We start from the raw sequence: 12,959 nt of genomic DNA on the forward strand, positions 1-12,959 counted from the left end.
ACGTGACAACGCCTGCCTCCGACGAGGCCCGGATCGCGGCCGCGCGGGCCTATATCGAGGCGTTGGCCAGTCACAGGGCTGACGATGTACCGTTCGCGCCGGGCTGCACCCGCATCGAGTTCGGGGTCAAAACCGGATTCTCCGGAGATCAATTGCGCCGCAGCCTCAATCGCGGTCCGCAGTACCTCGTCATCAAGTCGGTCAGCGAGCCGGAATTCAGTGTGAACGGCGATGAGGTCCACGCCCGATTCGAACTCCTCACCAAACCGACGCTCGCGGGACGACGAGTCGCAGCACGTATCGACGAGACGTTTCTGATCCCGGCCGCAGATGGCAAGATCCATCACATCCGGGCGGTCGTTCGCCCGTTCATCACGAGCTAGCCCGAGGAGTTCTCCTTGCCCAAGCCCCGCCCCAAGGGCCTCGACACACCGACGACGAAGTTCATCATCAGGTGGATGTCCAAAGCGCAGACCGCGCTGTATAAGGCGAGCAAGGGCAAGATCGGCGGCAGTTTCCTCGAAGGTGCGCCGGTGGCGCTGCTGACGACGATCGGGCGCAAGAGCGGTGAGCCGCGCGTCGCGCCGCTGCTCTTCCTCCGCGAGGGTGATCGGGTGGTGCTGGTGGCATCCCAGGGCGGCAGCGACAAGCACCCCCTGTGGTACCTCAACCTCAAGGCAAACCCGAAGGTGAAGGTCCAGATCAAGGACGAGGTGCTCGAACTGACGGCGCGCGATGCCACCGAGGCCGAGCGTGCCGAGTACTGGCCCAAGATGACCGCGTTCTACACCGGCTTCGAGGACTACAAGTCCTGGACCGATCGGGTCATCCCCATCGTGATTTGCGATCCGTAAAGCTGGGCACTTCATTGGCGTGAGCCAAGAGTCCCACCCCATTCGCAACTCGAGCGTGCTGGCGAAAGCCATGAAGTACTTCGCCCGCGCCCACATTGCGGTGTATCGCCGCACCAACGGCAAGCTGGGCGCGAAACTGCTGTGGTTTCCCGCCGCGCTGCTGACGACTACCGGCCGCAAGTCCGGTCAGCCGCGCACCACCGCCACGTTGTATCTGCAGGACGGGGAGCGCATCGTGTTGCCCGCCTCCTATGGCGGCCGGGACTCCAATCCCGCGTGGTACCTGAATCTGAAGGCCAACCCGAAGGTCCAGGTGCAGGTGCGCGCTGACGTCCGGGATATGACGGCGCGGGACGCCACCGACGACGAGCGCCGGGTGTACTGGCGCCAGCTGACGCGAATCTATCCGCCGTACAAGGGGTATCAGGACGCCGCGGACCGGCGCATCCCGCTGGTGGTGTGCGAGCCGCTGTGAGCTAGGCGCCGAAGACCGGCAGCGGGGTGCGCGAGTTGGCGATCAAGTCGCGCACGACCGGGCCGAGCTCGGCGGGATCCCACCGGTCGCCCTTGTCGATGGTCCCGCCGCGGTTCCAGCCCTCGGCCACCCGGATGATGCCGCCCTCGACCTCGAACACCTGGCCGGTGACGTCCTTGGACTCCACACTGCCGAGCCAGACCACCAGTGGCGAAACGTTCTCCGGTGCCATCGCATCGAAATCGCTGTCCTGCGTGGCCATCATGTCGGCGAACACGGTCTCGGTCATCCGGGTACGCGCCGACGGTGCAATGGCGTTGACGGTGACGCCGAATCGGCCCATCTCGGCGGCGGCAACCAACGTCAGGGCCGCGATACCCGCCTTCGATGCGCTGTAGGTCGCCTGCCCGACGCTGCCCTGCAGGCCGGCGCCGGAGCTGGTGTTGATGATGCGGGCATCAACGGCGTTGCCCGCCTTGGACTGCGCGCGCCAGTAGGCTCCGGCGTGCTTCATGGTGGCGAAGTGCCCCTTGAGGTGCACCGCGGTGACGGCGTCGAATTCGTCCTCGGTGGCGTTGACGAACATCCGGTCCCGCACGATGCCGGCGTTGTTCACCAGCACGTCGAGTCCACCGAACGAATCGACCGCGGTCTGGATCAGCGCCTCGGCCTGCGCCCAGTCCGCGACGTTGGACCCGTTGGCGACGGCTTCCCCACCGGCAGCGGTGATCTCGTCCACCACACCCTGCGCGGCGCTACCGCCACCGGCCGGCGAGCCGTCGAGCCCGACCCCGATGTCGTTGACCACCACGCGCGCGCCTTCAGCGGCGAACGCCAGCGCGTGCGCCCGGCCGATGCCGCCGCCCGCTCCCGTCACGATGACGACACGGCCGTCGAGAAGTCCCATTGACGTTTTCTCCTTATTTGATGTCGGCAGTGGTGGTCGACAGGTAGTGCGGCGGTTCCCCGCCGCCGTGTACCTCCAGCGATGCACCACTGATGTAGGACGCCGCTGGAGAGGCGAGAAATGCTGTGGCCCAACCGATGTCCTCGGGCTTGGCCAGCCTGCCCAGCGGCACGTTCGCCGAAATCGCCGCGATGGATTCGGCGTCACCGTAGAAGAGTTCGGACTGTTCGGTCTCGACCATGCCGACGACGACGGAGTTGACCCGGACCTTCGGCGCCCATTCCACGGCGAGCGTGGTGGTCATGTTCTCCATGCCGGCCTTGGCCGCCCCGTAGGCGACGGTGCCCGGTGTGGGCCGTCGGCCGCTCACGCTGGTGATGTTGATGATCGAGCCACCGGAGTCCTGGGTCTGCATCACGGCATTGGCGTGCTGCGAGACCGACAGCGCACCAAGGAGATTGAGCTCCACGATCTTGGTGCTGAACTTCGCCGACGCATCGGCCGCGAGTACGTAGGGTGAGCCGCCGGCATTGTTGACGACGACGTCGAGGCGCCCGTGGTCGGCGACGATCCCGTCGATGAGAGCCTTGACGGCGTCGTCGTCGCGGATGTCGCATGCCCTGAACTCGTACGGCGACCCCTCGACCGGACGCCGGGCGCACGTGATGACGGTGGCGCCCTGCGCGGCGAAGACAGCGCTGATTCCGGCGCCGACACCCCGCACACCCCCCGTCACGAGGACGACAGAGGCGCTCAGTTGCAGGTTGATACCGCTGTCAGCCGCTTCGGTCACTGTGCTAGCGTACCAAGCAAGTGCTTGCTTAGGTATTCACCCCGTCAGGAAGTGGCCCAGGTATCCCGATGACCATCACCACCAGCACCGTCGAACCGGGCATCGTCGCCGTCACGGTGAACTACCCGCCCGTCAACGCAATCCCCTCCCGCGGCTGGTTCGAACTCGGTGACGCCATCACCGCGGCGGGCCGCGACATGGACACCCACGTGGTGATCCTGCGCGCCGAGGGCCGCGGCTTCAACGCCGGTGTCGACATCAAGGAGATGCAGAACACCGAAGGGTTCACCGCGCTGATCGACGCCAACCGAGGGTGCTTCCACGCATTCCGCGCGGTGTACGAGTGCGAGGTTCCGGTGGTCGCGGCGGTCAACGGATTCTGTGTCGGCGGTGGCATCGGACTGGTCGGCAACTCCGACGTGATCGTCGCATCCGACGACGCGAAGTTCGGTCTGCCCGAGGTGGAGCGCGGCGCACTGGGCGCGGCCACCCACCTGTCCCGGTTGGTGCCGCAGCACATGATGCGCCGGCTGTTCTTCACCGCCGCGACGGTGAGCGCCGAGACGTTGCATCATTTCGGCTCGGTGCACGAGGTGGTGCCCCGCGCCGACCTCGACGAGGCGGCACTGCGAGTGGCCCGCGACATCGCGTCCAAGGACACCCGGGTGATCCGCGCCGCCAAGGAGGCGCTGAACTTCATCGACATCCAGCCGGTCAACGCGCGGTACCGGATGGAGCAGGGCTTCACGTTCGAATTGAACCTGGCCGGCGTCTCCGATGAGCACCGCGACGCGTTTGCGGGAACTGACAAGGGATCGAAATAGCATGGCAGACAAGCGGACAACCCTCGATGAGGCGGTAGCCGTCGTCGAGAGCGGGATGACGATCGGTATCGGCGGTTGGGGCTCCCGACGTAAGCCGATGGCTCTCGTGCGCGCCCTGCTGCGCACCGACGTCACCGATCTGACCGTCGTCACCTACGGCGGCCCCGATCTCGGACTGCTCTGTTCGGCGGGCAAGGTCAAGCGGGTCTACTACGGCTTCGTGTCATTGGACTCGCCGCCGTTCTACGATCCGTGGTTCGCCAAGGCCCGCACGACGGGTGCGATCGAGGCGCGTGAGATGGACGAGGGCATGCTGCGCTGCGGTCTGCAGGCCGCCGCCCAGCGGCTGCCGTTCCTGCCGATCCGCGCCGGACTGGGCAGTGACGTGCGGGCGTTCTGGGGTGACGAGCTCAAGACCGTCAAGTCGCCGTACCCCACCGGTAGTGGCTACGAAGAGCTGGTCGCCATGCCCGCCCTGAACCTGGACGTCGCGCTGGTGCACCTCAATCTCGGTGACGCACAAGGCAATGCCGCGTACACCGGCATCGACCCGTACTTCGACGACCTGTTCCTGATGTCGGCGCAGCAGCGCGTCATGTCGGTCGAGAAGGTGGTGCCGACCGCCGAGCTGGTGAAATCGGTTCCGCCGCAGGCACTCCTGATCAACCGCATGATGGTCGACAAGGTCATCGAGGCACCCAACGGTGCACACTTCACCACCGCCGAGCCCGACTACCGTCGCGACGAGAAATTTCAACGTCACTACGCCGAGGCCGCCGGATCCGACGAGACGTGGGCCGAGTTCGTCTCGACCTATCTGTCGGGCAGCGAAGACGACTACCAAGCCGCAGTGCGCAAGTTCAAGGAAGACTTGGAGGCCTCGAAGTGATCTCCGCGACCCGCGCCGAGGTGTGCGCAGTCGCCTGCGCGGAATTGTTCCGTGACGCAGGCGAAATCATGGTCAGCCCGATGGCCAACATGGTGTCGATCGGTGCCCGGTTGGCCCGGCTGACGTTCTCCCCCGACATCCTGCTGACCGACGGCGAGGCGCGCATCCTCGCCGACACCCCGGCGATGGGCGCCACCGGAGCCATCGAGGGCTGGATGCCGTTCGGCCGCGTCTTCGAGACGCTCGCCTGGGGACGTCGCCATGTGGTGATGGGCGCCAACCAGATCGACCGCTACGGCAACCAGAACCTGTCGGCTTTCGGTCCGCTGCAGCATCCGACGCGGCAGATGTTCGGCGTGCGCGGCGCTCCGGGTAACACGATCAACCACGCGACGAGCTACTGGGTCGGCAACCATTCCAAGCGGGTGTTCGGCGAGAGCGTCGACATCGTCTCCGGAATCGGCTGGGACAAGGTCGATCCGGACAATCCCGCCTACCGCTTCATGAACGTCTATCGGGTGGTGACCAACCTCGGCGTGTTCGACTTCAACGGACCCGACCACCAGATGCGGGCGGTGTCGCTGCATCCGGGCGTGGAGCCCGAGCAGGTCGCGGAGAACACCTCGTTCGAGGTGCACGGCCTCGGCGAGGCCGAGACCTCCCGGCTGCCGTCCGGTGAGGAGCAGAAGCTCCTGCAAGAAGTCATCGACCCGAAGTCGTTGCGGGACAGAGAAGTCAAGTAATGAAGCTCAAGACGCCGCTGACGGACCTGGTCGGTATCGAGCACCCGGTGGTACAGACCGGCATGGGCTGGGTTGCCGGCGCCCGACTGGTCTCGGCCACCTCGAATGCCGGCGGCCTCGGCATCCTCGCCTCGGCGACGATGACGATCGACGAGTTGGCGACCGCCATCCGCAAGGTGAAGGCCACCACGGACAAACCCTTCGGAGTCAATATCCGGGCCGACGGCGCAGACGCCGGCGACCGGGTCGACCTGATGATCCGAGAGGGTGTCAAGGTCGCGTCGTTCGCCCTGGCGCCGAAGCAGGAGCTGATCGCGAAGCTCAAAGAGGCCGGCTCCGTGGTGATTCCGTCGGTCGGGGCGGCCAAGCATGCCCGTAAGGTGGCCGGCTGGGGCGCCGACGCGGTGATCGTGCAGGGCGGTGAAGGCGGCGGTCACACCGGCCCGGTCGCGACCACCCTGCTGCTGCCGTCGGTGCTCGACGCCGTCGACATCCCGGTGATCGCCGCCGGTGGCTTCTTCGACGGACGCGGTCTTGCCGCGGCGCTGTCCTACGGCGCGGCGGGAGTCGCGATGGGAACCCGCTTCCTGCTGACCTCGGATTCGACCGTGCCCGAGGAAATCAAGCAGCGATACCTCACGGCCGCGCTGGACGGCACCGTGGTGTCCACCCGGGTCGACGGCATGCCGCACCGGGTGCTGCGCACCGAACTCGTCGAGAAACTCGAGAGCGGCTCGCCGATCCGCGGTTTCACCGCCGCCGCGCGCAATGCCGCCAAATTCAAGAAGATGTCGCAGATGACGTGGGCGGGGATGATCCGCGACGGTCTGGCAATGCGCCACGGCAAGGACCTCACCTGGTCGCAGGTGCTGATGGCCGCCAACACCCCGATGCTGCTGAAGGCCGGGCTGGTCGAAGGCAACACCGAGGCGGGTGTACTCGCCTCCGGCCAGGTCGCCGGGATCATCGAGAATCTGCCGTCCTGCGCCGAGCTGGTCGAGGCCATCGTCACTGACGCCGTCAAACACCTACAGTCGGCCGGCTCCTACATCGTGTAAAGCTATTCGCTTCATTTTGTTCAAATGAAGCTATAATCTTCATATGCCTGAAGTGAAGGCTATCGCTTCATCATGTCGGGCGGCTTTGATCGGCGACGTCGTCGACTCCCGCCACTCCGCCGACCGCGCGGACCTGCACCGTCGCGTCACCGACGCGCTCGGGGCAGTCGCGCCGGACCCTCCTGCGTTCACGGTCGGTGACGAGTTCCAGGGCAGCTATCCGACCGTCGGCGCCGCGATCGACGCCGCGTTGACCGTGCGCTTGGCGCTCGACCCCGACATTGACGTGCGCTTCGGTATCGGTTGGGGCGAGGTGGCCGTGCTCGACTCCGACACCGGCATTCAGGACGGCCCCGGTTGGTGGTCGGCGCGGGAAGCCATCGAGTGGACGGCGGCCGCCCAGCAGCAACCTGCGCTGGCGACGGTGCGCACCGCCTACCGTCGCCACGGCGACACCGGGCCCGACCCCCAGGCGGTCAACGCCGCCCTGTTGTGTCGGGACCACCTGCTTGGATCGATAGACGCCCGGTCCCTTCGGATCCTGCGGGGACTGCTCGACCACAAGACGAAGAAGGAACTGGCAGCCATGGAAGGAATCAGTGCATCGGCGGTGTCCCAGCGCACCGCGCGCGATGGACTGGATCTGCTGGTGCTGGCTTCCGAACAGCTCAGGGCCGTCCGGTGAGCGCCGTCGCGGTGTTTCTGATCGCCGTCGGCTGCGCCGATGGCCTGCGCAGGTTGACCCAGCGCCGATGGCCGGCCGTCGTCATCGGTCCGGTGGTCACGATGATCGCGGCCGCGCTGTGCGGGCTGCTGCATCCCGGCGATCTGGTCCTGGTCGGCATCGCCGCGGCAGCCTCGGTGGCCTGGGAGCTGTCATGCACCCGCGCCGAGCGGGCCGGTGGCCGCTGGCAAGCGGCGCCGCTGGTGTTGTTCGGGGCCGTACTGGCGGTGTTGATCCTGCTGTCCGGATTGGGTTCGCCGGTGACCGGCCCGGTCAAGGCCTGGCTCGGGTGGGCCCCGGTGTCCGCGGTCGATCCGACCCGAATCATGTTGGTGGTCGGCGTGATTCTGCTGCAGATCGTGACAGGTAACCAGCTGGTCCGTCTGCTGCTGGGGTCGGTGGGCTCGGTCAAGCCCGCCGGCGAGCCGCAGCCGTCCGACAAGTTGAAGGGCGGGCGGCTGCTCGGGCCGATGGAGCGGTTGTTGATCGTGGGGCTGGCCCTGGCCGGGCAGCTGGCCGTCGCGTCGGCGGTGGTGGCGGCCAAGAGCATCATCCGTTTTCCGGAGATCAATGCCCAAAAGGCCAGGGAGAATGGCGGAATCGGGATCGACGACGTGACTGAGTACTTTCTGGTGGGCAGCTTCGCCAGCTGGATCGTGGCGCTCGGTGGCCTCGCCCTGACCGCTCTCGGTTAGCCGAATCGCCGTCGCGGGACGGCGTCGGCGTCATACGTTGTGCACCATGAAAATGAATGCCGCCATCTTGTGGGATTACGGCCAAGACTGGAGCGTCGAAGAAGTCGAGCTCGATCCGCCGAAGGACGGCGAGGTCCTGGTCTCGTTCGAGGCCACCGGGCTGTGCCACTCCGATCACCACATCCGCGACGGTGATCTGGTCGCGCCCATTCCGCTGATCGGTGGGCACGAAGGCGCGGGCATCGTGCAGGAGGTCGGGCCGGGAGTTCGGGACCTCAAGGTCGGCGATCACATCGTCGCCGCATTCCTTCCCGCATGCGGACGCTGCCGCTGGTGCGCGACCGGCAAGTCGAACCTGTGCGACATGGGTGCCGAGATCCTCATGGGCCTGCAGCCCGACGGCACCTTCCGCCGGCATGCCCGCGGCCAAGACATTTACGCGGCAATCGGTTTGGGCACCTTCGCTCCCTACGGCACGGTGCCGGAGGCCTCGCTGGTCAAGATCGACGACGACATCCCGCTGACCCGGGCCTGCCTGCTCGGGTGCGGTGTCACCACCGGGTGGGGTTCGGCGGTCAACACCGCCGATGTGGCGCCGGGTGACACCGTGGTGGTGATCGGTTGCGGCGGCATCGGTAGCGGTGCCATCCAGGGCGCGCGGCTGGCGGGCGCGGAGAAGATCATCGTGATCGACATCGTGGAGAGCAAGCGGGACAAGGCATTTCTGTTCGGCGCCACCCACTTCGCGACGTCGATCGCGGAAGGCACCGAGTTGGTGCGCGAGCTGACCAAGGGCGTGATGGCCGATTCCGCGCTACTGACGGTCGGGCTGGTCGAAGGCCAGATGATCAACGACGCACTGGAACTCGTCAGCAAGGGCGGCGCCGTGGTGCTCACCGCGCTGGCGCCGATGACCGACGTGACGCCGGTGCTGCCGATGACGATGTTCACACTCTTCCAGAAGCGGCTCCTCGGCAGCCTCTACGGCCAGGCCAACCCGCGCGCCGATATCCCCAAGCTGCTCAGCCTCTACCGCCAGGGCAAGTTGCTGCTCGACGAGACCGTCACCCACGAATACAAGCTGGGCGAGATCAACAACGCCTACGACGACATGCTCGCCGGCCGCAACATCCGTGGAGTCGTGCTGCACGACCACTGACGCCGGGGCCGGTGAGCAGACACAAACTCGGGCAATTCCGGAGGAATTGGCCCGAGTTTGTGTCTGCTCGCGACGAAAGCCGTTAGAGCCGTTCGATGATCGTGACGTTGGCGGTGCCGCCGCCTTCGCACATCGTCTGCAGGCCGTAGCGGCCGCCGCGGCGCTCGAGCTCGTTGAGCATGGTGGTGAACAACTTGGCCCCGGTGGCACCGAGCGGGTGGCCCAGTGCGATCGCACCGCCGTTGGGGTTGACCTTCTCCGGGTCGGCCTTGGTCTCCTTGAGCCAGGCCATCACCACCGGCGCGAACGCCTCGTTGATCTCGACGACGTCGATGTCGTCGATCGTCAGGCCGGCCTTGTCGAGTGCGTACTTGGTCGCCGGGATCGGGCCGGTGAGCATGAACACCGGATCGGCGCCGCGGGCGCTGATGTGGTGGATGCGCGCCCGCGGAGTGAGCTTGTGGTCCTTGACGGCCTGCTCGCTGGCAAGGAGCACCGCGCTGGCGCCGTCGGAGATCTGGCTGGCCATGGCGGCGGTCAGGCGGCCACCCTCGCGCAGCGTCTTCAAGCTGGCCAGCTTCTCCAGGGTGGACTCGCGTGGGCCCTCGTCGGTGCGGAACTCGCCCACCGGGACGATCTCGTTCTCGAAGTTGCCGTTGCGGATGGCGGCGAAGGCCTTGTCGTGGCTGCCCTTGGAGAACTCTTCCATCTCCTCGCGGGACAGGCCCCACTTCTCGGCGATCATCTCCGCGCCGCGGAACTGTGAGATCTCCTGATCGCCGTAGCGGTGCAGCCAGTTCTCCGACTCGTTGGTCGGTGAGGTGAAGCCGAACTGCTCGGCGACGGTCATCGCCGACGAGATCGGGATGCGGCTCATGTTCTGCATGCCGCCGGCCAGAATGAGGTCTGCGGTACCCGCCATGATGGCTTGGGCGCCAAAGGAAATCGCCTGCTGGCTGGAGCCGCACTGGCGGTCGACGGTCACGCCCGGCACCTCTTCGGGGAACCCGGCCGCCAGCCAGGTGTTGCGGCCGATGTTGCCGGCCTGCGGGCCGATGGTGTCCAGGCAGCCGACGATCGCGTCCTCCACGGCGCCGGGGTCGACGTCGACCCGGTCGAAGATGCCGCGGAACGCCACCACGCCGAGGTCGATGGGATGGACGTGGGCCAGCGAACCGTTGCGCTTGCCGACCGCGGTGCGTACGGCGTCGATGACGTATGCCTGTGAAGCGGGGGCCATGTCGATCTCCTTACTTTGCGGCGGCTATTCCGCCGAGGACGATGGAAAGGTATTGGCGGCCAACCTCTTCGGCCGTCAGCGGGCCACCCGGCTGGTACCAACGCACGGAAACCCACGTGGTGTCCCGGATGAACCGGTACACCACGTCGACGTCGATGTCGGGCCGGAAGTAGCCCTGCTCGACGCCGGAGTTGAGCAGGTCGAGCCACATCTTGCGCTGCTCTTTGTTGCGAGCCTCGACGAAATCGAACTGCGGCAAGGTCGTCAGCCGTTTGGCTTCGTCCTGGTAGATCACCACCTGGGCGTGCCGGTCTTCGATTGCCTCGAAGGACGTCATGAACAGACCCTTCAACCGCTCCAACGGATTCGGCTCGGTGGTGATGATCTGCTGGTAACGGTCGAACAGCCAGTCCAGGAAGTCGCGCAGGACCTCCTCGACCATCTGCTCCTTGCTCTTGAAGTGGTGATAGAGGCTGCCGGACAGAATGCCCGCCGAGTCGGCGATGTCGCGCACAGTGGTCGCACGCAGGCCGCGCTCGGCGAACATCGTCGCGGCGAGCACCAGAAGCTCGTCGCGACGGCTGACCGGCTGCTCGGTCACGCGCGTTGACTCGATACCGAAATGATTTCGCCGGTCAGGTAACTCGAATAGTCACTGGCCAGGAAGGCGATGGTGGCCGCCACCTCCCACGGCTCTGCGGCGCGGCCGAATGCCTCGCCCTCTGAGAGCCGGTCGAGCAGGTCGGCGGAGCTGGTCTTCTCCAGGAACTTGTGCCGCGCGATGCTCGGCGACACGGCGTTGATGCGCACCCCGTATTCGACGGCTTCGATTGCGCTGCATCGGGTCAGCGCCATCACGCCGGCCTTGGCGGCGGCGTAGTGCGACTGCGAATGCTGCGCCCGCCATCCGAGCACGCTGGCGTTGTTGACGATCACACCGCCGTGACCGGCGTCGCGGAAGTACCGCAGCGCCGCGCGGGTCGCCCGCATCGTCGAGGTCAACGTGACGTTGAGCACCCGGTCCCATTCCTCGTCCGTCACGTCGATGACAGGGGTGGTGCCGCCGAGGCCGGCGTTGTTCACCAGCACGTCGAGGCGGCCCAGCCGCGCGGTGGTGGATGCGATCAGCGCGTCGACCTGAGCGGTCGACGTGACATCGCACACCACCGCTTCGACCCGGCCCAACCCCAATTCGGCCAGCTGGTCCCGGGTTTCACCGAGCCGGCGTTCGTGATGGTCGGAGACGACGACATCGGCACCTTCGAGCAGCGCGCGGCGCGCAGTCGACGATCCGATACCGGTACCCGCCGCCGCCGTCACGACGACGACCTTTCCGGTCAGCAGACCGTGGCCCGCGATCTCTTCGGGCACCTCCGACAATGACGCCACTAGCCCTTCGCCTCTCGAGGTAGGCCGAGCACCCGCTCGGCGATGATGTTGCGCTGGATCTCGTTGGACCCGCCGTAGATGGTGTCCGACCGGGAGAACAGGAACAGCCGCTGCCATTCGTCGAACTCGCCGCCATCCAGAAGCAGCCCGGAGCGGCCCTTGATGTCCATCGCCAGCTCGCCGAGATCGCGATGCCAGTTCGCCCACAACAGCTTCGACACGTTGTCTTGGCCCGGCTGTTCCACGTCCATGGTTGCCAAGGCATAAGAGCGCATGGTTTGCAGCCCCGCCCACGACCGGGTGAGTCGCTCGCGGATCAGCGGATCGTCAATCGCACCGTTGGACTTGGCCAGCTCGGCGACACCGGAAAGCTCACGGGCATAACGGATCTGCTGGCCGAGAGTGGACACCCCGCGCTCGAAAGTCAGCAACCCCATCGCCACCCGCCAGCCGTCGCCCGGCTCGCCCACCACCAGACTCGCATCGGTGCGGGCATCGGTGAAGAAGACCTCGTTGAACTCCGAGTCGCCGGTCAGCTGAATGATCGGGCGGATCTCCACGCCCGGCTGATCGAGCGGCACCAGCAGGAAGGACAGGCCGGCGTGCCGCTTGGAGCCCTTTTCCGTGCGAACGACCACGAAGCACCACTGCGCCCAGTGCGCCAGCGAGGTCCACACCTTCTGCCCATTGATATGCCACTGCTGATCCTCACCGTCGAGGACGGCTGAGGTGGCGACGTTGGCCAAGTCACTGCCGGCGCCGGGCTCGGAATAGCCCTGCGACCACAGCTCGGTGACGTCGAGGATCCGCGGCAGGAACCGCTGCTGCTGCTCGGGGGTGCCGAACGCGATCAGGGTGGGCCCGAGCAGCTCCTCGCCGAGGTGGTTGACCTTGTCCGGGGCGTCGGCTTTGGCGTACTCCTCGTAGAACGCCACCCGGTGGGCGACCGACAGGCCGCGCCCGCCGTGCTCCACCGGCCAGCCCAGGCAGGTCAGGCCCGCTGCTGCAAGGTGCTGGTTCCAGGCCAACCTCTCCTCGAAGGCTTCATGCTCGCGACCCGGGCCGCCGAGGCCTTTGAGTGCGGCAAATTCACCGACCAGATTGTCGGCCAGCCACTCGCGGACCTCCGCCCGGAACTCCTCGACCGTGATCACCCTTGTAGGCTAACCTACCAAGCACTTGCTTTGTTAGCCCGGGACCGATGCACCG

16 protein-coding genes are annotated in these 12,959 nt (G+C 66.5%); 10 read left to right on the top strand and 6 right to left on the bottom strand.

The window, feature by feature from the left end; translation table 11 throughout:
* The first annotated feature begins 2 nt into the window (after positions 1-2).
* The 3 genes from CRM90_RS12545 to CRM90_RS12555 all read left to right on the top strand — a co-directional run bounded on the left by CRM90_RS12545 (position 3) and on the right by CRM90_RS12555 (position 1,329).
* On the top strand, positions 3-383 hold the full coding sequence (locus CRM90_RS12545; RefSeq protein WP_102807284.1) for a DUF8021 domain-containing protein: 381 nt from the start codon (positions 3-5) through the stop codon (positions 381-383).
* 15 nt (positions 384-398) lie between these two features.
* The gene (locus CRM90_RS12550) at positions 399-854 is read left to right on the top strand and encodes a nitroreductase family deazaflavin-dependent oxidoreductase (protein WP_158249014.1); all 456 of its coding nucleotides are present in this window, start codon (positions 399-401) and stop codon (positions 852-854) included.
* 70 nt (positions 855-924) lie between these two features.
* Positions 925-1,329: a nitroreductase family deazaflavin-dependent oxidoreductase gene (locus CRM90_RS12555; protein WP_102807386.1), complete on the top strand. Its 405-nt coding sequence runs from the start codon at positions 925-927 to the stop codon at positions 1,327-1,329.
* A gap of 1 nt (position 1,330) precedes the next feature.
* On the opposite strand, the gene CRM90_RS12560 is transcribed toward CRM90_RS12555, so the two are convergent.
* Positions 1,331-2,236: an SDR family oxidoreductase gene (locus tag CRM90_RS12560; RefSeq protein WP_102807286.1), complete on the bottom strand. Its 906-nt coding sequence runs from the start codon at positions 2,234-2,236 to the stop codon at positions 1,331-1,333.
* Between the two features lie 13 nt (positions 2,237-2,249).
* Complete coding sequence (locus CRM90_RS12565) at positions 2,250-3,065, bottom strand: SDR family oxidoreductase (RefSeq protein WP_370507893.1); 816 nt, start codon at positions 3,063-3,065, stop codon at positions 2,250-2,252.
* 32 nt (positions 3,066-3,097) lie between these two features.
* Here CRM90_RS12565 and echA20 point away from each other — a divergent pair, with 32 nt between their 5' ends.
* The 7 genes from echA20 to CRM90_RS12600 are packed head-to-tail and all read left to right on the top strand — an operon-like array spanning position 3,098 to position 9,121.
* Positions 3,098-3,853: a (7aS)-7a-methyl-1,5-dioxo-2,3,5,6,7,7a-hexahydro-1H-indene-carboxyl-CoA hydrolase gene (gene echA20, locus CRM90_RS12570; RefSeq protein WP_102807288.1), complete on the top strand. Its 756-nt coding sequence runs from the start codon at positions 3,098-3,100 to the stop codon at positions 3,851-3,853.
* Between the two features lies 1 nt (position 3,854).
* A complete protein-coding gene (gene ipdA, locus CRM90_RS12575; protein ID WP_102807289.1) occupies positions 3,855-4,742 on the top strand; it encodes a cholesterol ring-cleaving hydrolase subunit IpdA in 888 nt (295 codons plus the stop codon).
* Positions 4,739-5,485 (top strand): cholesterol ring-cleaving hydrolase subunit IpdB, encoded by a 747-nt coding sequence (gene ipdB / locus CRM90_RS12580; RefSeq protein ID WP_102807290.1) that lies wholly within the window; start codon positions 4,739-4,741, stop codon positions 5,483-5,485. The genes ipdA and ipdB overlap by 4 nt, the downstream gene beginning before the upstream one ends.
* Entirely contained in the window at positions 5,485-6,543 is a 1,059-nt protein-coding gene (gene ipdC / locus CRM90_RS12585) for a (3aS,4S,5R,7aS)-5-hydroxy-7a-methyl-1-oxo-octahydro-1H-indene-4-carboxyl-CoA dehydrogenase (protein ID WP_102807291.1), read from the top strand. The genes ipdB and ipdC overlap by 1 nt, the downstream gene beginning before the upstream one ends.
* A gap of 43 nt (positions 6,544-6,586) precedes the next feature.
* Positions 6,587-7,228 (top strand): SatD family protein, encoded by a 642-nt coding sequence (locus CRM90_RS12590; RefSeq protein ID WP_102807292.1) that lies wholly within the window; start codon positions 6,587-6,589, stop codon positions 7,226-7,228.
* On the top strand, positions 7,225-7,962 hold the full coding sequence (locus tag CRM90_RS12595; RefSeq protein WP_102807293.1) for a hypothetical protein: 738 nt from the start codon (positions 7,225-7,227) through the stop codon (positions 7,960-7,962). The genes CRM90_RS12590 and CRM90_RS12595 overlap by 4 nt, the downstream gene beginning before the upstream one ends.
* Before the next feature lie 46 nt (positions 7,963-8,008).
* Positions 8,009-9,121, top strand: a complete 1,113-nt coding sequence (locus tag CRM90_RS12600; RefSeq protein ID WP_102807294.1) for an NDMA-dependent alcohol dehydrogenase — start codon at positions 8,009-8,011, stop codon at positions 9,119-9,121.
* Between the two features lie 82 nt (positions 9,122-9,203).
* Here CRM90_RS12600 and fadA6 read toward each other — a convergent pair whose 3' ends face one another.
* From fadA6 to ipdE1, 4 genes are read right to left on the bottom strand one after another with little or no spacing between them, the layout of a single operon-like run.
* Positions 9,204-10,361 carry a steroid 3-ketoacyl-CoA thiolase FadA6 gene (fadA6, locus tag CRM90_RS12605; protein ID WP_102807295.1) on the bottom strand — a complete coding sequence of 386 codons (1,158 nt, stop codon included), beginning with the start codon at positions 10,359-10,361 and terminating at the stop codon, positions 9,204-9,206.
* Between the two features lie 10 nt (positions 10,362-10,371).
* On the bottom strand, positions 10,372-10,977 hold the full coding sequence (gene kstR2 / locus CRM90_RS12610) for a TetR family transcriptional regulator KstR2 (RefSeq protein ID WP_370507894.1): 606 nt from the start codon (positions 10,975-10,977) through the stop codon (positions 10,372-10,374).
* Positions 10,959-11,750: a (5R,7aS)-5-hydroxy-7a-methyl-1-oxo-2,3,5,6,7,7a-hexahydro-1H-indene-carboxyl-CoA reductase gene (ipdF, locus tag CRM90_RS12615; protein ID WP_102807296.1), complete on the bottom strand. Its 792-nt coding sequence runs from the start codon at positions 11,748-11,750 to the stop codon at positions 10,959-10,961. Before ipdF ends, kstR2 begins: the two co-directional genes overlap by 19 nt.
* Complete coding sequence (gene ipdE1 / locus CRM90_RS12620; RefSeq protein WP_102807297.1) at positions 11,750-12,904, bottom strand: acyl-CoA dehydrogenase IpdE1; 1,155 nt, start codon at positions 12,902-12,904, stop codon at positions 11,750-11,752. Before ipdE1 ends, ipdF begins: the two co-directional genes overlap by 1 nt.
* Positions 12,905-12,959 lie beyond the last annotated feature (55 nt).

The organism is Mycobacterium sp. ENV421, from assembly GCF_002887815.1.
In the GTDB taxonomy this organism is placed as follows: domain Bacteria; phylum Actinomycetota; class Actinomycetes; order Mycobacteriales; family Mycobacteriaceae; genus Mycobacterium.

Coding starts and splice junctions, on each gene's coding strand:
- echA20 (WP_102807288.1), top strand. CDS start 3,098: ATGACCATCACCACCAGCACCGTCGAACCGGGCATCGTCGCCGTCACG.
- CRM90_RS12600 (WP_102807294.1), top strand. CDS start 8,009: ATGAAAATGAATGCCGCCATCTTGTGGGATTACGGCCAAGACTGGAGC.
- CRM90_RS12590 (WP_102807292.1), top strand. CDS start 6,587: ATGCCTGAAGTGAAGGCTATCGCTTCATCATGTCGGGCGGCTTTGATC.
- fadA6 (WP_102807295.1), bottom strand. CDS start 10,361: ATGGCCCCCGCTTCACAGGCATACGTCATCGACGCCGTACGCACCGCG.
- ipdA (WP_102807289.1), top strand. CDS start 3,855: ATGGCAGACAAGCGGACAACCCTCGATGAGGCGGTAGCCGTCGTCGAG.
- CRM90_RS12560 (WP_102807286.1), bottom strand. CDS start 2,236: ATGGGACTTCTCGACGGCCGTGTCGTCATCGTGACGGGAGCGGGCGGC.
- ipdC (WP_102807291.1), top strand. CDS start 5,485: ATGAAGCTCAAGACGCCGCTGACGGACCTGGTCGGTATCGAGCACCCG.
- CRM90_RS12555 (WP_102807386.1), top strand. CDS start 925: ATGAAGTACTTCGCCCGCGCCCACATTGCGGTGTATCGCCGCACCAAC.